Below are 22161 nucleotides of genomic sequence, written 5' to 3' on the forward strand. Positions count from 1 at the left end.
ATTCTCCTTGAATGAGCGGACGTGTCTTAGAGCATTTTTGCAGGGAGAGGAAACCACTTCACCATGGTTTGATGGCATGAAGTAGTCATTCCGGGGCGCGAAGCGAACTTTGATGTGCATTTGCACATCAGAGAATCTCCAGATTCCGGGTCTGGTCCTTCGGACCATCCCGGAATGACGAAGTGGAGACGGTGCTTCGCAGTGTTGAGAGACTGTCCCCTCAGGCCGCGGCCTTCTTCTCGTCGCGTAGTTCGCGGCGCAGGATCTTGCCGACATTGGTTTTCGGCAGGTCGGCCCTGAACTCGATCTGCTTCGGCACCTTGTAGTTGGTCAACTGGGTGCCGCAGAACTTGATGATGTCCTCGGCGGTGACGTTCGGGTCCTTCTTGACCACGAACGCCTTGACTGCCTCGCCCGATTTGGCGTCCTGGACGCCGATCACGGCGCATTCCAGCACGCCGGGATGGCTCGCGATCACCTCCTCGATCTCGTTGGGATAGACGTTGAAGCCCGAGACCAGGATCATGTCCTTCTTGCGGTCGACGATCTTGGTGTAGCCGTCCGGCGTCATCACGCCGATGTCGCCGGTGCGGAAATAGCCGTCCGCGGTCATCACCTTCGCGGTCTCGTCCGGCCGGTTCCAGTAGCCGGCCATCACCTGCGGGCCCTTGGCGCAGATCTCGCCGGCCTCGCCGAGCGGCAGCTCGTTGCCGTCATCGTCGCGGATCGAGAGATAGGTCGAGGGCACCGGGATGCCGATCGCGCCGGAGAACTTGTCGGTGTCAGCCGGGTTGCAGGTCAGCGTCGGCGAGGTCTCCGACAGGCCATAGCCTTCGGACAATGCGCAGCCTGTCGTCTTTAGCCATGCTTCGGCAACGGCCTTTTGCGTCGCCATGCCGCCGCCGAAGGAGGTCTTCAGCTTGGAGAAATCGAGCTTGTCGAAGCCCGGCGTGTGCAGCAGGCCGTTGTAGAGCGTATTGACCGCCGGGAAGCTGTTGACCTGGTATTTCGAAAGCTCCTTGACGAAGCCCGCCATGTCGCGCGGGTTCGGAATCAGCAGATTGACGCCGCCGGCGCGCATCGCCAGCAGGAAGCAGGCCGTCAGCGCGAAGATATGGTAGAGCGGCAGCGCGCAGACGATGAAGAGCTGGTCGACATGCGGCGGCTTCTTCAATGCCGGCTGCAGCCAGGCATCGTTCTGCAGCACGTTGGCGAGAATGTTGCGGTGGAGCAGCGTCGCGCCCTTGGAAACGCCGGTGGTGCCGCCGGTATATTGCAGGAACGCGACGTCTTCGCGGGTAATCACCGGCTTGTTGAGCTTCATGCCGCGGCCGGCGGCGAGCGCGTCGTTGAACGTGACGGCGCCCGGGATCGACCAGGCCGGCACCATCTTCTTGACGCGACGGACCACCAGATTGACGATCACGCCCTTGAAGCCGAGCAGGTCGCCCATGCTGCCGACGATCACATGCTTGACCGCGGTCCTGGCGATCACCTGCTGTACCGTGGTGGCGAAATTCTCCAGTACGACGATTGCTTCCGCACCGGAATCCCTGAGCTGGTGCTCGAGTTCGCGCGGGGTGTAGAGCGGGTTGACATTCACGACCGTATAACCGGCGCGCAGCACGGCGGCGGTCGAGATCGGATATTGCAGCACGTTCGGCATCATCAGCGCGACGCGCGCGCCCTTCTGCAGTCCCTTGCTCTGCAAATAGGCGGCAATTGCCTGCGACATCTCGTCGAGGTCGCGATAGCTGATCGACTTGTCCATGCAGATGAAGGCCTTGCGATCGGCGAATTTCGCAAAGCTTTCTTCCAGCAACTCGACCAGCGACGAGTACAGGGTGACGTCGATATCGGCGGGCACGCCGGCCGGATATTGCTTGAGCCAGATCCGCTCCATGGTATTTCCCCTCTGGTTTGCTGCCCCGTGCTTGCCAATTTGCCGGGCCAGGCCGCCTTGTTTTGGGTAATATTGAGCAATGCCGCAGCCGATGGCAAGCGGCTGCGCATGATCGACGCATTGCCGGGCCGGAACCGAAGCCCGCGGACCTGTCCGAAGACCGCCTATGTGCGCAGCTTGGCGGGCCTGTTAACCGGCCGGCTTGGTCTCGGTCTTCGGCTTGCCGGCGGCCTTGGGCTTGGCCGGCTTCGTGGTCGGCTTTTCGGCCGCCTTGGGGGCGGCATCCGGCTTGACGCTGGCATGCCTCACGGCAGCAGGCCTGGTGCCGGATTTCGCTTCGGCCCTTCGCTCGGTCGCGGCAGCCGGTTTCCTTGCCGCCGGTCGAGACTTTTTGCCGCGCGGCTTCGAGGTCTGCTTTTCGGCGTCTAACGCGACCGCTGCGATCAACGCGGTGCCGCTCTTGGTCGGGCCAGTGTAGACCGGGACCGGTTCGGACGCCGCGGGCGCGGCGGCCAGCAGTTCCGAAGGTTTTGACATCGGCGGCTGCAGGCCGGCGGCGAAGAATGTCGCGCCGGTTTCGCCGCTGCTCGCATTGCCATTGCTGGCGACGATATCTTCGTCCTCGTCGCTAGCCGGCCGCTTGCGCTTGCCGCCGCACATCTCGTCGCGCAGGTTCGGCGGCGAAGCATCGATCGGCGCCAGATTGTCGACGGTGCCGAGCGAGGGCCGCAGCCACGCCAGCCCGTTATTGGCGAAGCCGCGATCCAGCAGTTGCGCGGCGCGCACCGCGCGCATGTGGCCGGACGAGGCGCCGAGCACGACCGCGATCAGCCGCTTGCCGTCCCGCGTGGCCGAGGCGACGAGGTTGTAGCCGGATGCACAGATGAAGCCGGTCTTGAAACCGTCGGCGCCGGGATAGCGCCCGATCAGCCGATTGAAATTCTGGGTGATCCTTCGGCCGAAGCGGATCGAGGGAATGTGAACGAAGTATTCGTATTCCGGCAGGTCGCGGATGATGGCGCGGGCCAGGATCGCGAGATCGCGGGCCGACGTGATCTGGCCGTCCGCGGGCAGCCCGTTCGGGTTGACATAGGTGGTCTGCGTCATGCCGAGCTTCTGCGCGGCCTGGTTCATCTGCGCCGAAAAGCCGTCGACCGATCCGCCGACGCCTTCGGCAAGCACCACCGCCATATCGTTGGCCGACTTTACCAGCATCATCTTCAGCGCGTTGTCGACCGTGACCTGCGTGCCCGGTCGGAAACCCATCTTCGATGGCGATTGCGTGGCCGCGACCGGCGATACCGTCAGCAGCGTATCGAGCGTGAGGCGACCTTCCTTGACGGCCTTGAGCGTCACATAGGCCGTCATGATCTTGGTCACCGAGGCGGGATACCAGGGCATGGTCGCGTTGTCGGCCTGCAATACCTTTCCGGTATCGGCTTCGACAACCAGCAGCGCCTCGGCATTCACGACGCGAGGTAACGCGATCACAAGCGCCGCAACGACGAAGATCCGGCTCAACGATGCGTTGCGAAGCAGCGGGCGAAGAAAATGCACGATCCGATTCCGGTCCTTTGAGACCCGCCTTCGAACAGCAGGTCATGTGATGTGATTTCGGGTTTCAAGCGTTTTCGGCGCCGTCGCTTTGCGGCGGGGCGAACCTATACCGGCTTGCCGACGGAGAACAGAGGCTCGGCGATTAAATCGTGGACGAAACAGGCCGAATTTCGGCGATGTCTCGATCGGGGCGATTGCGTCTTGGGGTTACCGCGCCTCGATACGGGTCCGCGCATTTTCGTGGACCATGAACTGGGCCTTGGCGAGGTCGGCGAAACGGCCGCCTTTCGCGACCAGTTCATCAAAAGTTCCACTTTCGATCACACGGCCGCCGTCGAACACCAGGATGCGCGTGGCGTTGCGAATGGTCGAAAGCCGGTGCGCGATCACGAACGTGGTGCGCCCCCTCATCACTTCATCCAGAGCGGCGTTGACCTTGGCCTCGGTGACGGCGTCGAGCGCGCTGGTCGCCTCGTCGAGGATCAGGATCGGCGGGTCCTTCAGCAGCGCACGCGTGATCGACAGCCGCTGTCGCTCGCCGCCGGACAGCATGCGTCCGCGTTCGCCGGCATGGGTGTCGAATTTCTTCTCGCTGCGCTCGATGAATTCGAGCGCCTGGGCGCGGGCGGCCGCGGTGCGCATTTCCTCTTCGGTCGCGTCCGGCTTGCCGACGCGCAAATTGTCGGCGATCGAGCGGTCGAACAGCAGCGCCTCCTGGAACACGACGCCGATATTCCGCCGCAGCGCGGTCAGCTTCAGGCCGCGGACATCCATGCCGTCGATCCTGATGATGCCGGACTGCGGGTCGAAGGCGCGATGCAGGAGCGCGATCGCGGTCGATTTGCCGGCGCCGGTCTGGCCGACCAGCGCGATGGTCTGGCCGGGCAGCGCGGTGAAGGAAAGGTCTGCGACCGCGGGCCGCTTGCCATCGTAGGAAAACGAGACGTCGCTGAATTCGACCATGCCCGAGAGCCGCCCGGTATCGATCGCGCCGGGCCGGTCGCGCACCGCCGGCACCGCGTCCAGCACGTCGAAAAATTCCTGCAGCCGCGGCGCTTCCATGAACACGCTGTTGATGAAGCCCACCACCTGTTCGAGCTTCTGGATCAGCATGGTCGCGAAACTGACGAACATCACGATCTCGCCGACCGTGGTCAGGCCCTGCCCGTGCAGCACGATGCCGACCGTGAAGATCGCGAGTACGGTGATAGTGGTCGAGGCGCGGGTGATGACGGTGACCAGTGCCCACCACGACAGCACCGGCATCTGCACGGCGAGCAGCTTGTCGGCGACGAAGCGCAGGCCCTGCACCTCGGCGTCGACGCGCACGAAACTCTGCACCAGCGCGACATTGCCGAGCGCGTCGGAAGCGCGGGCGGAGAGATCGCTGTAATATGCCTCCACCTCGCTCTGCATGCCGTAGGTCTTGCGCACCACCAGCGTGGTCAGCACGGTGAAGACGACGCACAGCACGAACAGCAGGATCGCCAGCCGCCAGTTGATGTAGAGCGCGAGCGGCAGCAGCACCACCAGCGACATGATCGCGGCGAAATGCTCGCGAAAAAATCCGAGCCACAGCCGCCACAGCGAGTCGGTGCCGTTCAGCATCACCTTCATCAGCCGGCCGGAATGGGTGCCGGTGTGGAAGGTGAGCGGCAGCTGCATGATGTGCTCGAAATAATCGGTCAGCACCGCCTGGCGCTGGCGGTGCGCCAGCCGGTCGGCATTGAGGGCGACCGCCGCGCTGCATCCAATCGTGAACAGGCCGAATGCCGCCCAGGCTGCCAGCAGCGGCCAGGCTGACGAGGAGGCGAGCGAGCCGGTGGACGGTTTGCCGGAGAGCACGTCGACGATGCGGCCGAACAGCACCGGCTCGGCGAATTGCGCGCCGGCCAGCAGCAGATTGGCGCCGGCGAGAATCCAGCCGAGCCCAGCTTCGTTGCCGAGCAATTCCAGAACGCGGGTGTAAAGGCGAAGCAGGGGCATATCGGACAAGGACTCAAGGGGCCGGGGGAGGGGCGATCGCTCAGCTGCGCATTCTAATCAGGGATCGCGGCAGAGAACCAGCGTCCGCGGGTCTTTTACTCAATTGATCAGACGGCCGTTGAGCGGGGGCAGGAAGGAATCGTCAAAGATATCAGCCGCGGACGGCCGCTTTTGAAACCTGAAATCCTCCGCGATCTGGTCGATCGCGCGCTCGAACCTGACGGGATCGATGCCGCCGATGCCGTTGTGCCTGACTTCGCCGGTCAGGATGTTGTCGCGGATGATGGCGTGCAGGCGCTCGAGCTCGAGGTCGCGCAGGCCGCCATCCATGCGGCTCACGACTTCGCTGGCGGCGCGGCCGGGGTTCTTGATGGCGAGATGGGTGCCGGCGATCGCCGCCCGCACAAAGCCCTTCACCGCCTCCGGCCGCGTAGCCGCGAGCGACGGGTTGACGATCACGGCAAAACCGTAGGCTTCGCAGCCATAGTCGGCGAATCGCAGCACCGCCAGATCGTCGGCCGGCACGCCCCGGTCTCTCAGATTGACTGCCGACAGATAGGAAAATCCGGTGACGGCATCGACCTGACCCGCCGACAGCATCGGCTCGCGCACGGCGGCGCTGATACTGTACTGCTTCACGCCGGCGAGCTTGATGCCGTTCAGCTTCGCCACCGCCGGCCACAGCCGAACCGACAGGTCACCCTCGGCCACGCCGAGATTCTTGCCCTCGATATCGGACAGCGCCTTGATGCCGCGGCTCTTGCGGGCAATGATCGAGTAGGGCGCCTGGTTGAACAGCACGAACACTGCCTTTACCGGGGCTGCGCCATGCTTGTCGCGAAACCGGACCAGCGCGTTGATGTCGACGAGGGCGAAATCGCTGCTGCCTTCGGCGACGCGCGCGATTGCGTCGGGCGATCCGCTGGCGATATTGGTTGTGACCGCCAGACCTTCGGCGCCGAACAATCCGCCGGCCGCCGCCATCACGAAGGGAGCCGCGGCGGCGTCGATCGGGCGGTCGAGCGAAAACTGGATCGCCAGGGGCTGCCTGGTTGCGGGCTGAGTGGTTTCGTTCGCTGCCAGGCTGTGGTCCGGCCCGGTACATACAACCCCGCCGAGGCCGATCAGCAAGGCCAGGATGCGGCAAATGGCGTTGGTCCGGGTTACACGCATGGAGACTACATCCGAAGGGAGCCGGCCAAAATGCCGCGCGGGCCATGTCGGCTTCCCGACAATTATGTAACGCATATTTTGCCGCAGCCAATCTGAATGATCGATGACTGCCACGATTTCGCCAGAGATCGTTCAGCTCCCGTTGGGGATCGGGAACCCAATATCGTCGCGGTGGTTAGCTGTACCAGGTCCGTCGGGCCCTGCTTCCCATCCCTGCTTCCCATGGAGGATATCGAGATGTTGGCGCGAAAAGGTTTGTTTTCGTCGATCGGGCGCGCCGCCGCGTTGGCGACGGTTGCCGCAGTGGCGCTGACGGCGGTCGAGCCGTCGATGGCCCGCGCCGGCTCTGCAACCCCGGCGAAAGGCGTGAGGGTCGAGACCGGCACCGGCGGCGCCACTGACATCAGTGCCCGCCGCAGGCACTATCGCGGCGGCAACGGCGCGGCGGCGGCGGCATTTGTCGGCATCGTCGGCGCTGGCCTTGCGATCGCCGCGGCCCAGAACCGACGCGACTACTACGAGCCGTACGGTTATTACGGCGGCGGGCCGGTCTACTATGGCGGTGGCCCGTATTATGGTCACGGCGGCGGTTACTATGGCGGCTATGGATCGCGCGGGCCTTATTACGGCGGGTACACCAACCCCAACTGGTAACGTGCCTGGGCATACGCGAAACCACCGGCCCGTCTCGGCCGGTGGGTTTTTTGCAGGTGGCACCAGCCGTTAACACGCTGGCCACGGCTTTGGACTAGGCTCGGGAAATGAGTGATTCGCTCGAGCGGCTTTATCAGGCGGTGATCGCGGCCAAGGATCTCGATCCGGCAATGTCGCGCACGGCAAGGCTGTTTCAGCGCGGCCCGGCCAGGATGGCCAAGAAACTGGCCGAGGAGGCGATCGAAGTCGTGATCGACGCGGTCAACGGCAAGGCCGACGCGGTGGTCCGCGAGAGCGCCGATCTGCTCTATAACCTGACCGTCTTGTGGGCGGCGGCCGGGGTGAAGCCCGAGGACGTCTGGCGCGAGATGGCGCGCCGCGAGCGTCTGCTCGGGATCGCCGAAAAACTCCCGAAATCGCCGGTCAAATTGACCAAACCCGCCGTGGAGCCGGCGGTGCGGCGACGAATTGTCGCGCTCGAACGGGGCCTGCGCAAGCGACCCTGAATCCTCTCAAAATCCAATCCCCGCGGAATCCCTCCTTCGCCGGCATGGACAAATCGGCGCCATGATGGTTCATCGCGCCCATGCTGAGACGGATTTACGACTGGTGTATCGACGCCGCGCACAGGCCCTATGCGCTTTGGACCATGGCCGCGGTGGCATTCGCGGAGAGTTCGTTCTTTCCGGTGCCGCCGGATGTGATGCTGATCCCGATGTCGCTGGCGCGGCCGCAGCGGGCGTGGCTCTATGCGGGGGTGTGCACGGCGGCCTCGGTGCTGGGCGGCGTGCTCGGCTACGCCATCGGCGCGGTGCTGTATGATTCCATCGGGCACTGGCTGATCCAGTTCTACGGCTATGGCGACAAGGTCGAGGCGTTCCGCGCCGGCTATGCCGAATACGGCGCCTGGATCATCCTGCTGAAGGGCCTGACGCCGATCCCCTACAAGCTGGTCACCATCACGTCGGGATTTGCCAATTACAACATCTGGCTGTTCATCGTGTTGTCGATCATCGCGCGCGGCGGGCGGTTTTTCATGGTCGCGATCCTGCTCAACCGCTACGGCGCATGGATCCGGGTCCGGATCGAACGGCATCTCGGCTTTTGGGTGGCGCTCGGCGCCGGCGTGCTCGTCCTCGGCTTCATCATCGCATTTCGGATGGTCTGAAGGTGGGGCGCGAAGCGCTTTGCCGGTGCTCAGGCTTCAGGTTACGCTCGCATCATGCTTGATCGAATTGGCATGCGGCGCAAGCTGCCCGGGACGCATATGGCGACCGTGGGCGTGGCATTGTCGATGCTGACCATCGCCACGAGCGCGGGCTGGCCGCAAGCCGCCGCGCCGCAGCCGTCGCTTGGCGCACAGTCGCCCGCCCCGCAAGCGGTGCCGGGTCAGCTTGCGCCGCCGGGGGTCGAGCCCCCCTCGCCATCGGCCCCGCCGGCGGGCGAGGAGAAACCGGGCCTGATCGACGAAATGGGAAAGCTGTTCGAGAAATCGCTCGCGATCCTGCCGAAGATCAAGAGTCCAGGCGAGACCATCGACGATCTCAATGCGCGCGCCAGGGATGCGGGCGAGACCTTGTCGAACATGGCGAAACCGTCGTCGATGGTGACCGGGCGCGCGGCCTGTCTGGTGGCGGCCAATGGCGCGCCGGATTGCAAGGCGGGCGCCGACAGGCTTTGCCAGAGCAAGGGCTACAAGGAAGGCAGGAGCCTCGACACCGATGCCGCCGAGAAGTGCTCGGCGAAAGTCTACCTGCCGGGCCACAAACGCGAGCCGGGCGATTGCAAGACCGAAAATTACGTCATCCGCGCGCTGTGCCAATAGCGCCAGAACGCCATGCTTGACACTGGAAAGATTGCCTTGCTGATATGATGTCCGGCATCTTCAGGCCAATGCCTCGCGCGTCTGACTAACCCGAAGGAATGTTTCGAATGTCCATGCCTGCCTTGTTCAAGGGCCGTCTGTCGATCCCCGTCATCGGTGCGCCGCTGTTCATCATTTCCGTGCCCGATCTGGTGATCGCGCAGTGCAAGGCCGGCGTGGTCGGATCGTTTCCGGCGCTGAACGCGCGCCCGCCGGCGCTGCTTGACGAATGGATCGCGCGGATCAAGCAGGAGCTCGCCGCCCACGACCGGGCGCATCCCGATCGGCTGTCGGCGCCGTTTGCGGTGAACCAGATCGTGCACAAATCCAACAACCGGCTCGATCACGATGTCGCGGTCTGCGAAAAACACAAGGTGCCGATGATGATCACCTCGCTCGGTGCGCGCGAGGAGCTCAATCAGGCGGCGCATGGCTGGGGCGCCATCGTCTTCCATGACGTGATCAACCAGAAATTCGCGCACAAGGCGGTCGAGAAGGGCGCGGACGGCCTGATCCTGGTTTCCGCCGGCGCCGGCGGTCATGCCGGCGAGATTTCGCCATTCGCCTTCGTGGCGGAGACCCGGCAATGGTTCGACGGCCCGATCGCGCTGTCGGGCGCGATCGCCACCGGCCGCGCCATTCGCGCGGCGCGGACGCTCGGCGCGGACTTCGCCTATATCGGCTCGGCCTTTATCGCCACCGCCGAGGCCAATGCGGTCGCGGGCTACAAGCAGATGATCACCAATTCGGGTGCGGAGGACATCGTTTATTCGAACCTGTTCACCGGCGTGCACGGCAATTATCTGAAACCCTCGATCGTCGCCGCCGGCATGGACCCGGAAAACCTGCCGACATCCGATCCGTCGAAAATGAGCTTTGGCACCGATGCGTCGGGCGAGCGGGCCAAACCGAAGGCCTGGAAGGAAATTTGGGGCAGCGGCCAGGGCGTCGGCAGCATTCCCAGGGTCGTTCCCGCCGCCGAATTGATCGCGCGGTTCAGACGGGAATACGCCGAAGCCATCGATCCCGCGCTGAGCTGATGGACGCCATCTTTCGCGTCGACGGCAGCCGCGTCGTCACCAGCCCCGATGCGGCCGGCCCCTGGGACCCGCGGATGCAGCACGGCTCCGCGCCGGCGGCGCTGGTGGTCTGGGCGGCGGAGGCGATTCCGGCGCCGGTGCCGATGCAGGTTGCGCGAGTGACCATCGACCTGATGCGTCCCGTCCCGGTGGCGCCGCTGACGATCGAGACGGAAGTGCAGCGGGAGGGGCGCAAGATCCAGCTCTGCGCCGTCAGGCTGCTGTCCGGTGGCGTCGTCGTGGTCGGTGCGACCGTGCTGAAGATCAAGGCGCAGGCGCAGGCGCTGCCGCCTCACGTCGCGGATTTGGCGGTGCTACTGCCGGGACCGGACCAGTCGGTCGTGGAGCCGGCCGATGCCGCCGGCAGCCCGTTCGTCAAGTGCATGTCGCTGCGTGCGGCGCGCGGCCGGTTCGGCGTGCCCGGTCCGGGCGCGATCTGGTTTCGAATTGATCGGCCGCTGGTCGAGGGATCGCTGGTGTCGCAAGCGATGCGGGCGGTGGTCGCCGCGGATTTTTCCAACGGCGCCGGCGCGGCGCTGGATTTCCGGCAATGGACCTTCATCAATGCCGACCTCACCGTCAACCTTGCGCGGCAGCCGGTCGGCGCGTGGATCCTGCTCGATGGAGAATCCTGGATCGGTCCCGATGGCGCGGGCCTTGCCATGGCGCGGCTGGCGGACCAGCGCGGCTATTTCGGTCGTGCCATCCAAAGCCTCGTGATCGAGAAGCGCTAATGCGGCGCGCCTTGCAGCCTCAATCCGGGGCGGGCGTGTTTCTCCGCCGCCCGCGACTGATCGCAGGTGCCGCGCACCCGGTCGCGGACGCCGCCATTACTCCAGCTCGATCGGCTGATACGCTCCGGTATCGTCCATCGCCGTCCCCCAGATCTTGTGCGATGCCTGGTGTTCAGCACGGCCAAAACTGAGCGCGGCGCCAAGACCCAAATCCAGATTGCGGGTGTTTTCGAGGGTATCGATCAGCTTCTCGGTGTCGAACTGCGGTCCGGCGCGCTTGATGCCCTGGATCAGCACGTTGGCCGCCACGTAGCCCTCCAGCGAGACGTAGTCCGGCGCCTCGCCGGGGAAATATTTGGCGAGGGCATTCTTGTATTCGAGCACGATCGAGGAATAACCGGAGACCGCCGGGACCACCTGGGTGACGATCACCCCGGAAGCGTAACGCGCGCCGAGCAGCTTCAATTCTTCCGCAAGCGCGGTGCTGCCAACGAACGAAACGTTCGAGTAGATCATCTGCGGAAATACATCCCGCGTCTTCTCGATGAACCTCGCGGCGGCCCGGTAGGTCGAAACCATGACGACCGCCTTGATCGTCTTCAGCGCCTTCAGCTGGTTGACCGCGTCTTCGACGTCCACGGTGTTGCGCGTATAATTGAGCCGGACGATGGCGCTGTCATTGGCTCCGAGCGCGCGGAACGCCTTGGCGACACCCGCGAACCCGGCGTCGCCGAACGAGTCTTGCTGCGCGAAGACGGCGATCTGCCTGGGCTGCAGCCGTCGAATCTTTACCAGATAGCGGACGACCGCGTCGGTTTCCTCCGCATAGCTCGCCCGATAGTTGAAGACATAGCGATCGGGAGGGTCACGGCGGAGAAGACCGGCGCCCGTGAAGGCGCCGAAGAACAGCATTCGCCGTTCCAGCGCGTAGGGGACCGCAACGGCCGCGGTCGGCGTTCCGACATTTCCGACGATGCCGAATACCTGGTCTTTCTCATACAGCTGTTTCATCGCCTCGACGGTCCGGGTCGGCTCATAGCCGTCATCGGCCGCAACCAGCCGAAGCATTCTTCCGTCGATGCCGCCGGCGTCATTGATCCGATTGAAGGCGGTGTCGATCCCGAGCTTCATCTGACGCCCGAGCTCCTTGGCGGCTCCGGAAAACGGTGCGGCGATTCCAAACCGGATTTCCCGATCGGTCATGCCGCGCTGAGGAGGCGCGAGGCTGACGGGCGCCGCCGATGTGGCGGCCACGGCCGCGGACGGTCCGATGATGCCCGACAGGCTGGGCGCGGGCCCTGCGATCGAGCGTTCGAGATCGGCAAGCTGCCGATCCGCCACCTTGCAATCCGATTGGCCCGACGTCACGGCGGCGCGGCCGTCCGCGACGCTGCGGTCGAGCACCTGCGTAAGCTCGGCGCGCTCGGCCTCGCTGGACGCGGTCTCGCGGATCACGGTCACGAACTTGTCGACGATCGCCTGAATGCGCGGCCGTGCGATGTCCCGGCACGCCAATGCCGAACCGATGATCGGTCCGACCCGAACGGCAAGGTCGCGCACGACGTCGGTGTTGCTGCCCGGCGCCGCGGCGGCGGCGCCTGCGATCAGGGTGGCAAGCAAAATCATCGTCCAGCGAGGGCGTTGCGTCATACTCCGCAAGACCTTGGCCCGATCGGATCTGTCGTCAGACATCGTCACTTCTCCCGCGCTTGATCAATTTCAGGGCTAGGGTGCCTGGCTCGCCGCCGGCTTCTGGCGCCATTGCACGAACTGCTGCAGCAGCTGTTCGGACTGCTCGCGCGTCACGGGCTCGGTGTTCGGGGTGGACGCAAGAATGCTTTGCAGCTCCGAAGGCGCGGGTTTGGCGCCGTCGTCTTGCTGTACCGGCTGAGGCAGCGCGGCCTTGATCGACTGGATCAGCGCGGATGAGCTGAGGCCGTCCGGTTGCCGTGAGGCGGGGATCATGACGACGAAGAACAGCGCCACCAGGGCTGAGACGCCAATGGCGGCCGCGAAACGGCCGGCGACGCTCATGACCGCCATCCGCCGTAACTCGCGCGTCAGCCCCACCGGCTCCTCAATCACCTCGGGATCAAGTGGGTGACGCGGCGCTTCGGGCTTCTCAGGTCGCGTATCAAAACCGTCTGGCGAGACGGTCCGCAGGCCGCGGTGCTCGGACGGGCGCCCGGCTTCCGATGGTGGCTGCTGCGGCGGGGCCAGCCGCGTGTCGGGCTTTTCCCGCAACGCGCGCGGCGCATAGGACAACGGGCTGCGGGAATCGGGATGATCTTGTTCACTCAAGCCACTCATACGCTACTCCTCAATGACGTCTGGTTGCTGCGCAGGATTTTTTCGGGATGGACCACCGTTTCAGGAAATTACCGCCGTCCCGGAAAAAATGCCATGGTCGGCCCCAACGCGAAGCAAAGTTTGATCGGAAAGTTTGAATCCAAGTGGGCGCAGAATTCGGTGCGATGCGAAAGTGCCGAATCGGCCAGCGAGATAAATCTCGAGACCGCACCAGCCCACGCCGTCCCCATTGCCCCGTCCCCTTCGGCAAACGTCCGCGCTCATAGCGGAATAATGTCCGGCGCCCAGCCAGGATATCACCGAGATGTGATGAAACACCGAATAGACATTATTAAGCCGAAAACGTGTCGAAACTGAGTTGCGTTGTTGGCCATCGACAACCTCGCTGGAAGCGGCATAAATCCTTGGTGCGCGTGGTTATCCTGCGACGACCGATGCGATGCGCCCACCGCCGGAAGCCACAAACCGAACAAATTCTCCAAGACGTCTGGTTAACGGCACCGTGCAGCACCGGGCTTCTGCGCACCCCGAGGAGTCGATGCTCCGGTCGGCGATGCGGAGAGGAAAATCCCGCATTAATGATCCGTTAACCAACATCGCTGATTCTTAACCATTCAATAAGGAAGGCGAGTGGAAAGTCATGGACGTCAGAGCGGACCCCACGCGGCAATTGGTGCGGCTCCGCGGCCGCTCCTACGTTGCGTTTGTATTCGCCCCCGTCGTGCCGATTATCGGCTGGCTGGAGGAAATCGACGCCACGCTTGCGGGCTCGCCCGGCTTCTTCGTCGGAAAGCCGATCGTGCTCGACCTGTCTGCCGTCGAACTCAGCCGGCCTGCGATCGCCCACCTCGTCAGCAACCTTGAGCAGCGGAATATTCGCATCCTCGGCATCGAGGGCGTGGCAGAGGATCAACTCACGGCGAGCATGCCGCCGCTCTTGACCGGCGGACGGGCCTGCGTGATCACAAGAACCGAGCCGCAGGAGAAGCCTGAGCCCAAGCCGAAAACCGCCTCGCTGCTGCTCGACAGCCCGGTGCGCTCGGGCCAGTCGGTCATTTTCACCGAAGGCGACGTGACCGTGCTGGGTTCGGTCGGCTCGGGCGCGGAGATCGTCGCCGGCGGCTCGATCCACATTTACGGGACGCTGCGCGGCCGGGCGATGGCCGGGGTCAACGGCAACTCCGCTGCGCGAATCTACTGCCAGAAGATCGAGGCGGAACTGCTTGCCATCGACGGCTACTACCAGACCGCAGAACAGATCGACGCGTCACTGCGCAATCGGCCGGCTCAGGCCTGGCTGCAAGGCGAAACCATGAAAATTACCCCGTTGAATTAACCCGGTTAAGGAGATCAAGAATGTCTAAGGTCCTGGTCGTCACGTCCGGCAAGGGTGGCGTTGGAAAGACCACATCCACGGCAGCGCTCGGCGCCGCGCTCGCGCAAAACGGGGAAAGCGTGGTGGTCGTCGACTTCGACGTCGGTCTGCGCAACCTCGATCTGGTGATGGGCGCGGAACGACGCGTGGTGTTCGACCTCATCAATGTGGTGCAGGGCGTCGCAAAGCTTTCCCAGGCGCTGATCCGCGACAAGCGGCTGGAGAATTTGTGGCTGTTGCCGGCGTCCCAGACCAGGGACAAGGAGGCGCTCACCGACGAGGGAATCGGCAAGATTGTCGCGGAACTGCGAACCAAGTTCGACTGGATCCTCTGCGACAGTCCGGCCGGTATCGAGCGTGGCGCGATGCTTGCGATGCGCTATGCGGACGAGGCCGTCATCGTCACCAACCCCGAAGTCTCGTCGGTACGGGACTCCGACCGGATCATCGGAATGCTCGATTCGAAAACCGTCAGGGCCGAGAAGGGCGAACAGGTGACGAAGCACGTGCTGATCGCCCGGTATGACTCGATGCGCGCGGCGAGAGGCGAAATGCTGACCATCGATGACATTCTTGAAATCCTTGCGATCCCGCTGGTCGGCATCATCCCCGAGAGCGAGGACGTGCTTCGCGCCTCCAATGTCGGCTGTCCGGTTACGCTGAACAACGCCGCGAGCCCCGCGGCCCGCGCCTATGCCGACGCGGCGCGTCGATTGATGGGCGAACAGGTCGACATGGTGGTGCCGGGCGAGCGCAGGGGCCTGATGAACCGGTTGCTCGGACGGAGGGCTGCATGAGCATGAGTCTGCTGCGGTTCTTCAGGGCCCGCGAGGCGTCCGCTCCCAGCGAGGCAACCGCTCCCGTTGCGCGGGAACGGCTGCAGATTTTGCTGGCGCATGAGCGCGGCCTGCTCGGCCAGCCTGACCTGCTGGCCACGCTGCGGGAGGAGATTCTCGCGGTGGTGTCGCGGCATATCCAGCTCGATCCCGACAAGGTCAAGGTGAGAATGGACCGGGGCAAAACCGTATCGACGCTCGAGGTCGATATCGAGGTGCCGAACGGATTCGAAATGGTCAATGCCCCTCCCAAGCGGCGAATAGGGGCGGCTTGAGACCGTGACAGACCGCGCCATGGCGACGGTGGCGCGGCCATCGGTTTGCCGATAGGGTGTGACGATCCACGCATCCTCGTCGGGCCCACCATGAACGCGACGCAACCGGCGCTTCCCCTGACCGGCGGCTGCTCCTGCGGCGCGATCCGCTACGAGATCGGCGCTTTTCCGCTGCTGCTCTACACCTGCAATTGCACGGATTGCCAGACCGCCTCCGGCAGCGCGTTCGCGCTGAACATGCCGGTTGCGACCAATTGCTTCCGAATCCTGCGCGGCGAGCCTAAGGGTTGGCATCATAAGTCGCCATCCGGCGCGGACGTCACGTCCTGGTTCTGCGCCGACTGCGGCGCGCGAATTTATGGCGAGCGAACGGGTCGTCCGGATTCGATCAATCTTCGTGCCGGAACGCTCGACGATACCAGTTGGCTGGTTCCGGCCGCGCATATGTTCATGAGAAGCGCCCAGCCATGGGTGTTGCCCGCCGCCATCGCCGAATGCCACGAGATCGTCCCCGACGACTTTCGTCCGCTGGCCGCGAAGTGGCGGGCGATGTGGCCGGAGTTCTTTCCGCAATGACGCCGGGGGTGAAAGCGACCCGCGCGCGTCCCGGATGCGCTACCCCACCATCCGGTCGCGGCCGGCCCAGAAGCCGGCCTTCAGCAGCTTCTTGTCGACCTTGCCGACGCCGGTCATCGGCAGTTCCTTGACGAACCTGACGTGCTTTGGCGCATGCGCCGAACCCTTGCGCGCCTTCACCATGTTGATCAGTTCATCGGCGTCCGGCCGGGCGCCCTCGCGTGCGACAACCACGGCGGTGACGGCCTCGCCCCATTTGTCGTCGGGGACGCCGACCACGGCGACCATGGCGACGTCGGCGTGCTGCGACAGCACGTCCTCGACCTCGCGCGGAAAGATGTTGAAGCCGCCGGAGACGATCATGTCCTTCTTGCGGTCGAGGATGAACAGGTAGCCGCGCTCATCAGTGCGCGCGATGTCGCCGGTGTGCAGCCAGCCGCTCTTCAGGGTTTCCGCGGTCTGCTCGGGCCGCTTCCAGTATTCGGCCATCACATGCGGCGCGCGCACGCAGATCTCGCCGGCTTCGCCGGTCGCGACCTCGTGGTCGCCATCGTCGAGAATTTTGACCTCGCAGGCGGCGATCGGAAAGCCGCAGGACAGGAACAATTCCGGCGTGCCGGGATCGTGGTCCGCCTTGCGCAGCACCGAGACCGGGTAGCATTCGGTCTGGCCGTAGAGCTGCGAGAATACCGGCCCGATCCGCGCGATGCCCTCGACCAGCCGGCTCGGCGACATCGCGGAGGCGCCATAGAGCAGCAATTCCAGCGAGGAGAGATCGGTCCGCTCGAGCGCGGGATGATCCAGCATCACATAGATCATGGTCGGCACGAACAGCGTGAAATTGATGCGCTCGCGCGCGATGGTGTCGAACACCGCTTCGGGATCGAAACCTTTCAGCATATGCACGGTGCCGCCGCGCATCAGCGCCGGCAGCACTTTCGTGCCGGCGACGTGGCTGATCGGCGCCACGGTGAGATAGCGCGGCGTGTCCGGGATTTCGAAATCGGCCAGGATGGCGTTGGCAAAACCGCCATACTCGCGGTGATAGCGCAGCGCGCCCTTGGATTTGCCGGTGGTGCCGCCGGTGTAATTGAGCGTTGCGAGATCGTCGGGGCCGGCGAAACAGCGCGGCGTGGCGTGGCCTGTGGCCTCGATCGCCTTCAGCAGGTCGGCGCCGTAATCGGCCGCGCCGAGCGTAAAGACGGTCTTGAGGCCCGCGGCTTTCGCCGCGAGCTCGCCGCCGCGGTCGCGGAACGTGGCGCCGTCGACGACCAGCATCGCGGCCTCGGAATCCTCGAGCTGGAACAGCTGATCGTCCAGCGAGCCCAGCGGATGCAGCCAGGTGATCGCAAGCTGCGACAATTGCGCGGCGACGCCGGCGCACCAGGCATCGGCGCGGTTGGCGGTCAGGAAGGCGACGCGGGCGCCGGGCGTGAATCCGAGCTGCATGAACACGCGCTGGATGCGCCCGATCAGGTCGGTGGCGCCGGCATAGCTGATCGATCCGCCGGGCCAGCTGAATGCCGTGCGCGACGGGTAGCGCGCCAGCGCCCGCAAGGTCTGTTCGCAGACCGCCGGAAAGGCGTAGAGCGGATCGCTCATCTCTCTTCCTCCCGCTTTGTGATTGGTCCTCGATCGTGCCAATGTTGGGGGCAACGCTAGCACAACAAAGCCGCCGCTATTCAAGCCGGGAAGTAGAAACGCCTTGCCAACCGCCGATCCGCTGTCGCGCTTTCGCGATCGTCTGAGCCTGCCGCTGATCGCGGCGCCGATGTTCCTCGTTTCCGGCGTTGAACTCGTGGTCGCGGCTTGTCGCAACGGGGTGATCGGCGCGTTCCCGATGGTGAATTGCCGCAGCCCCGAGCAACTTGATCACTGGCTCGACGATATCGAGACCCGCTTGCGCGATTATTCCGAGCAGAGCGGAAAACCCGCCGCGCCGATCTGCCCGAACCTGATCGTGCACCGCTCCAATGCGCGGCTGGCGCAGGACCTCGATGTGGTGCTGCGGCACAGGCCGGAGATGGTTATCACCTCGGTCGGGTCGCCGGCGCCGGTGCTGGCGCCGCTGCACGATGCCGGCGCGCTGGTGTTCGCCGATGTCGCCAGCATCCGCCACGCCGGGCGCGCGGTTGAGGCCGGCGCCGACGGGCTGGTGCTGCTGACGGCGGGGGCAGGGGGCCAGACCGGCTGGCTCAATCCCTTCGTGTTCGTCCGCGCGGTGCGGGCGTTCTTCGACGGTCCGGTGGTGCTCGCCGGCGGCATCGGCGACGGCCATGCCCTGCGCGCGGCGCAGGCGCTCGGCTGCGACCTCGCCTATATGGGCACCAAATTCATCGCCACCCGCGAGAGCATGGCGGACGCGCGATACAAGCAGATGCTGGTCGAGAGCAGCGCCGACGATATTCTGCTGACCACGGCGTTTACGGGATTGCAGACCAACATGCTGCGGCCGTCGATCGAAGCCGCCGGTCTCGACCCCGACGATCTGCCGCGGCGGGGCGCGATCGATATCGGCAACGATATCGATATCGGCGCGCGCGAGAACCGCTCCGAACGCTGGCGCGATATCTGGAGCGCGGGGCACGCGACGTCGGGCGTGACGGCGGTGCTTTCGGTGGATGAACTCGTGACGCGAACGGTCGCGGAATATCGCGCCGCGGCTGCGCGGGTAGAACTCGCCTAGTTGGCAATGCCAAGACTTCAGCGCCAGGACTTCAGCGCCAAGAACTCAGCGCCAGAACTCAGCGCCGGGACTTCGCCGCCGTTGTTGTCAGCGCCGTCGATCCCGCCGCCTGTTCCCATGCCGCCGTCCGCGCCCATCGATGATGTTTGGCCTTAACGCACCGTTAACCAGGTCCGCGCCAACAATGGTCATGGAGATAGTCCGCCGCCTCGGCAGGGCTGACCCATCGGGGAGGGGGATGCGAGATGGATTTCGAGGCGTTTTTTGTGAAAACCCCGGCAACGCTTGACGAGATTAGAAGCCGCGTTGGCTATGCGCTGAAGCGGCATCCGCTGTGCCGCAACATCGAATTCGACATTGTCAGGATGCCGCGCACCGGCAAGGGCAACTGGACCATCAGCCTGCGCTCGGTCACTGCGGATGCGATCTGGGAGGCGTCCGCCATCGTCGCCGATATCCAGCAAGCCTACGATCTGGCCGTGGCGGCCTGATTGTAGGTTGTTTCGGCGCGATTTTCGCCCTTTCCGGCCCGTCGCAACCTCGTCGGCGGCATGCTAAAGCCTTAATTGGCATCCAGTTTTCGGGACCTTGGCCCAGGCGGTCGAATGGAGACGTTTTTGACCAGAGCCATTACCCTCGTCGCGCTGGCCTGTTTGCTGGTGGTCGGCGCCGCCATTGCTGCCATCCTCGGCCGCGACAGCGTGCCGGCGGCGCGTTATGAAGCGGCTGCTGAGCGCGCTTTGGAGAACGCGGTTTCGAACAAGGAGGGCAAGAGGGATCGGCTCGCCGTCGTCACCATGGCGCTGGCGTCCTTCGAGCCGCCGCAGGCCCAACTCCAGGCTGAGGTCCAGGCTCCGATTGCGGCCCCGGAGCTGACCGAGCCGCTGCGCCAGGCCTTTGCGTCCATCGCGCCCGCCGACATCCCGACGCCGAAAATGGCCGAGGCGGCGCCGAAGCCGAAGGCCGTGAGCAAGCCGCAGCCGCAGAAATACGCGCTGCTGAGCGACACCCAGATCGCCGGCATCAAGGATCGCCTGAAACTGTCTTCCGCGCAGCAATCCCATTGGCCGGCGGTGGAAACCGCGCTGCGCGCCGTCGCCCGCAAGATCCATGCGACGCGCCAGGACGATCCGAACGCAGCCGGCGCGCCGATCGATCCCGATTCCGAGGAAGTCCAGCAGCTGAAATCGGCGGCGATGCCGCTGCTGATGCAGCTGCGCGAAGACCAGAAGCGCGAAGTGCGCTCGCTCGCCCGCATCATCGGGCTGGAAAAAGTCGCATCGATGATTTGAGCGGCGGCCGCGGGATCGCGAGGTCGCGTCTGGATCGAACCAGCGTCATTGCGAGCAATCCATTCTTTCTTTGCGGCACGATGGATTGCTTCCGCCTTCGCTCGCCGAGCTACGGCGGACAAGTCGCTGCGCTATGACGGTCCTCCATACCGAACGTCCCAAGCACGCGCATGTTTGCAGCTTTTCCCGTTCGGAAGGCTGTGGCATGATCGCACAAGAGCCGGAACGGCCTCGCCCGCGGGAGGTAACAAAATGGATCAGCGTATTTCGCTGTCGCGTCGCAAGCTGCTGCACACCCTCGCGGGCACCGGCGTCATCGCCGCGGCCGATCTGGCCTGGTGGGATGCGCCGTTCATCGGCCCGCGCAAGGCCTGGGGCGCCGAGCCGGTGCGCTTTCAGTGGAGCGTTCCCGAGCCGACCCGCATCGCGCTGATGAATTCGCTGGTCGAGCGCTTCAATCAGTCGCAAAAGGATTTCGCGGTGCAGATCGAATACGTGCCGCAGGCGCAGGCGCGTCAGAAGCTGATCAGCGCGATCACCGGCGGCAGTCCGCCCGATCTCTGCCAGGTCTGGGACAACTGGGTCGGCCAGTTCAACGGCATGGGCGCGGTCGAGGACATCAGCGCGCGCGCGAAATCCTGGAAGCACTACGCCGATGTGGCGCCGACGGCCTGGCAGACCGTGACCATCAACAACCAGATCATCTCGCTTCCGCTCGCCGTGACGCTCGACGGGATCTACTACCGCACCGACCGTCTGAAAGAGCTCGGCCTCAAGGAGCCGACCCCGGACTGGACCTGGGACGAGTTCCTTGGCCTCGCCAAAGCTTTCACCAAGGCGGACAAGAACCAGTACGGCTACGGGATGCGCGGCGGCGGCACCTGGGCGCTGCTCTATCCGAGCGAATTCGCCTACGCCAACGGCGCCGAAGTGCTGAAGGACGGCAAGGTGGTGATCAATTCGAAGGAAGCCGTCGACGCGCTTTCCTGGTATCTCGAGCTTGCGCTCAAGCACAAGGTCACGCCGCCGAGTGCTGCGACCGACGGCTTTGTCGAAATCGTCGAAACCTTCGGGCGCGGCGTCACCAGCATGTACCAGCACAATTCCGGCTCGAGCGGCCAGCAGAAGAAGAACCTCGGCGCCGACAAGTTCGCCACGCTGCCGCTGCCGATCGGCCCGGCGAACAAGCGCGCCTCGTTCTGGTTCTCCGAGACGCTCACCATGTTCAAGGGCGCGAAGAACAAGGACGGCGCCTGGCAATTCATGAGTTTCATGCTCGAGGACGAGCCGAGCCTGAAATACTGCACGACGCTCGGCCTGCTGCCGGCGCGCCAGTCGATCCTCAAGCAGCCGGAATTTGCCAACGACCCGGCGCTGGCCGGCTTCGTGAACTCGTTCGGAATCGGGATCGTCAGCCCGTATCTCGCCTATCCCGGCTGGGGCGGCAGGATCGACTCCGATGGCGTGCCGCTGATCCAGCAGGCGATCCTTGGAAAAATCTCCGCGAAAGAGTGCCTCGACCGCTTCGCCGAAGTCCTGAAGAAGGAAATGTCGTAAGCGTCGGGAACGATCATGACCGCGCTCACCCTCGCAAGGCCCCGCACCCGGCCGCTGATCGGCTGGCGGATGCGCAAGCTCCTGATCGGCTATTGCTACCTCGTCCCGGCCGCGCTGTGCATGCTTGCGACCGTCGTGGTGCCGATCATGCTGGCGATCAAGATGAGCCTCTATGCCGATGTCCTGTACAAGCCGCAGGACTACCGCTTCATCGGGCTCGGCAACTACCTCCGCCTGGTTCAGGATCCGGTGTTCTGGCTGACATTGTGGAATTCCGTGGTCTGGGTGTTCGGCTCGGTCATCC

Annotated in this window: 21 protein-coding genes and 1 pseudogene; 15 read left to right on the forward strand and 7 right to left on the reverse strand. The window is 64.5% G+C overall.

Translation table 11 applies throughout. The annotated features are described in order from the left end of the window. Nucleotides 1-220 precede the first annotated feature (220 nt). The 4 genes from WCE35_RS11500 to WCE35_RS11515 all read right to left on the reverse strand — a co-directional run bounded on the left by WCE35_RS11500 (nucleotide 221) and on the right by WCE35_RS11515 (nucleotide 6619). On the reverse strand, nucleotides 221-1984 hold the full coding sequence (locus WCE35_RS11500; RefSeq protein ID WP_424593480.1) for a long-chain fatty acid--CoA ligase: 1764 nt from the start codon (nucleotides 1982-1984) through the stop codon (nucleotides 221-223). Between the two features lie 108 nt (nucleotides 1985-2092). Then, entirely contained in the window at nucleotides 2093-3460 is a 1368-nt protein-coding gene (locus tag WCE35_RS11505) for a D-alanyl-D-alanine carboxypeptidase family protein (protein WP_424593461.1), read from the reverse strand. A gap of 207 nt (nucleotides 3461-3667) precedes the next feature. Beyond that, nucleotides 3668-5446: a glucan ABC transporter ATP-binding protein/ permease gene (locus tag WCE35_RS11510; RefSeq protein WP_424593462.1), complete on the reverse strand. Its 1779-nt coding sequence runs from the start codon at nucleotides 5444-5446 to the stop codon at nucleotides 3668-3670. Nucleotides 5447-5545: 99 nt separating this feature from the next. Continuing rightward, nucleotides 5546-6619, reverse strand: coding sequence for an ABC transporter substrate-binding protein (locus WCE35_RS11515; protein WP_424593463.1), 1074 nt, complete (start codon nucleotides 6617-6619; stop codon nucleotides 5546-5548). 237 nt (nucleotides 6620-6856) lie between these two features. On the opposite strand from WCE35_RS11515, the gene WCE35_RS11520 reads away from it, so the two are divergent. The 6 genes from WCE35_RS11520 (at nucleotide 6857) to WCE35_RS11545 (ending at nucleotide 10950) form a co-directional block, all read left to right on the forward strand. Further along, nucleotides 6857-7273, forward strand: a complete 417-nt coding sequence (locus WCE35_RS11520; protein ID WP_424593464.1) for a hypothetical protein — start codon at nucleotides 6857-6859, stop codon at nucleotides 7271-7273. A 107-nt stretch (nucleotides 7274-7380) separates the two neighbouring features. After that, nucleotides 7381-7779, forward strand: a complete 399-nt coding sequence (hisE, locus tag WCE35_RS11525; RefSeq protein WP_424593465.1) for a phosphoribosyl-ATP diphosphatase — start codon at nucleotides 7381-7383, stop codon at nucleotides 7777-7779. A gap of 80 nt (nucleotides 7780-7859) precedes the next feature. After that, nucleotides 7860-8441, forward strand: coding sequence for a YqaA family protein (locus WCE35_RS11530; protein ID WP_424593466.1), 582 nt, complete (start codon nucleotides 7860-7862; stop codon nucleotides 8439-8441). A gap of 54 nt (nucleotides 8442-8495) precedes the next feature. Further along, nucleotides 8496-9098 carry a hypothetical protein gene (locus tag WCE35_RS11535; protein ID WP_424593467.1) on the forward strand — a complete coding sequence of 201 codons (603 nt, stop codon included), beginning with the start codon at nucleotides 8496-8498 and terminating at the stop codon, nucleotides 9096-9098. Between the two features lie 107 nt (nucleotides 9099-9205). Continuing rightward, a complete protein-coding gene (locus WCE35_RS11540) occupies nucleotides 9206-10177 on the forward strand; it encodes an NAD(P)H-dependent flavin oxidoreductase (RefSeq protein ID WP_424593468.1) in 972 nt (323 codons plus the stop codon). Then, nucleotides 10177-10950, forward strand: coding sequence for a thioesterase family protein (locus WCE35_RS11545; RefSeq protein WP_424593469.1), 774 nt, complete (start codon nucleotides 10177-10179; stop codon nucleotides 10948-10950). Before WCE35_RS11540 ends, WCE35_RS11545 begins: the two co-directional genes overlap by 1 nt. Nucleotides 10951-11046: 96 nt before the next feature. Here the strand turns inward: WCE35_RS11545 and WCE35_RS11550 are convergent, their stop codons facing one another. Continuing rightward, nucleotides 11047-12600, reverse strand: coding sequence for an ABC transporter substrate-binding protein (locus WCE35_RS11550; RefSeq protein WP_424593481.1), 1554 nt, complete (start codon nucleotides 12598-12600; stop codon nucleotides 11047-11049). A 75-nt stretch (nucleotides 12601-12675) separates the two neighbouring features. Next, nucleotides 12676-13215, reverse strand: a complete 540-nt coding sequence (locus WCE35_RS11555) for a hypothetical protein (RefSeq protein ID WP_424593470.1) — start codon at nucleotides 13213-13215, stop codon at nucleotides 12676-12678. Nucleotides 13216-13900: 685 nt separating this feature from the next. On the opposite strand from WCE35_RS11555, the gene minC reads away from it, so the two are divergent. From minC to WCE35_RS11575, 4 genes are all read left to right on the forward strand, one after another. Further along, the gene (gene minC, locus WCE35_RS11560) at nucleotides 13901-14596 is read left to right on the forward strand and encodes a septum site-determining protein MinC (RefSeq protein WP_424593471.1); all 696 of its coding nucleotides are present in this window, start codon (nucleotides 13901-13903) and stop codon (nucleotides 14594-14596) included. Between the two features lie 20 nt (nucleotides 14597-14616). Then, nucleotides 14617-15432 carry a septum site-determining protein MinD gene (gene minD, locus WCE35_RS11565; protein WP_424593472.1) on the forward strand — a complete coding sequence of 272 codons (816 nt, stop codon included), beginning with the start codon at nucleotides 14617-14619 and terminating at the stop codon, nucleotides 15430-15432. Next, nucleotides 15429-15746 carry a cell division topological specificity factor MinE gene (minE, locus tag WCE35_RS11570; RefSeq protein ID WP_424593473.1) on the forward strand — a complete coding sequence of 106 codons (318 nt, stop codon included), beginning with the start codon at nucleotides 15429-15431 and terminating at the stop codon, nucleotides 15744-15746. Before minD ends, minE begins: the two co-directional genes overlap by 4 nt. A gap of 90 nt (nucleotides 15747-15836) precedes the next feature. Continuing rightward, on the forward strand, nucleotides 15837-16322 hold the full coding sequence (locus tag WCE35_RS11575) for a GFA family protein (protein ID WP_424593474.1): 486 nt from the start codon (nucleotides 15837-15839) through the stop codon (nucleotides 16320-16322). Between the two features lie 39 nt (nucleotides 16323-16361). On the opposite strand, the gene WCE35_RS11580 is transcribed toward WCE35_RS11575, so the two are convergent. Further along, nucleotides 16362-17924: an AMP-binding protein gene (locus WCE35_RS11580; protein ID WP_424593475.1), complete on the reverse strand. Its 1563-nt coding sequence runs from the start codon at nucleotides 17922-17924 to the stop codon at nucleotides 16362-16364. A 103-nt stretch (nucleotides 17925-18027) separates the two neighbouring features. On the opposite strand from WCE35_RS11580, the gene WCE35_RS11585 reads away from it, so the two are divergent. The 5 genes and pseudogenes from WCE35_RS11585 to WCE35_RS11605 all read left to right on the forward strand — a co-directional run. After that, on the forward strand, nucleotides 18028-19008 hold the full coding sequence (locus WCE35_RS11585; protein ID WP_424593476.1) for an NAD(P)H-dependent flavin oxidoreductase: 981 nt from the start codon (nucleotides 18028-18030) through the stop codon (nucleotides 19006-19008). A 245-nt stretch (nucleotides 19009-19253) separates the two neighbouring features. Continuing rightward, entirely contained in the window at nucleotides 19254-19499 is a 246-nt protein-coding gene (locus WCE35_RS11590) for a hypothetical protein (protein WP_424593477.1), read from the forward strand. A 126-nt stretch (nucleotides 19500-19625) separates the two neighbouring features. Continuing rightward, the gene (locus WCE35_RS11595) at nucleotides 19626-20300 is read left to right on the forward strand and encodes a hypothetical protein (RefSeq protein ID WP_424593478.1); all 675 of its coding nucleotides are present in this window, start codon (nucleotides 19626-19628) and stop codon (nucleotides 20298-20300) included. A 252-nt stretch (nucleotides 20301-20552) separates the two neighbouring features. Then, a complete protein-coding gene (locus WCE35_RS11600) occupies nucleotides 20553-21857 on the forward strand; it encodes an ABC transporter substrate-binding protein (protein WP_424593479.1) in 1305 nt (434 codons plus the stop codon). A 15-nt stretch (nucleotides 21858-21872) separates the two neighbouring features. Then, nucleotides 21873-22161, forward strand: a pseudogene (locus tag WCE35_RS11605) (hypothetical protein); the annotation flags it as partial.

This window comes from Bradyrhizobium sp. (genome assembly GCF_049691595.1).
Classification (GTDB): domain Bacteria; phylum Pseudomonadota; class Alphaproteobacteria; order Rhizobiales; family Xanthobacteraceae; genus Bradyrhizobium.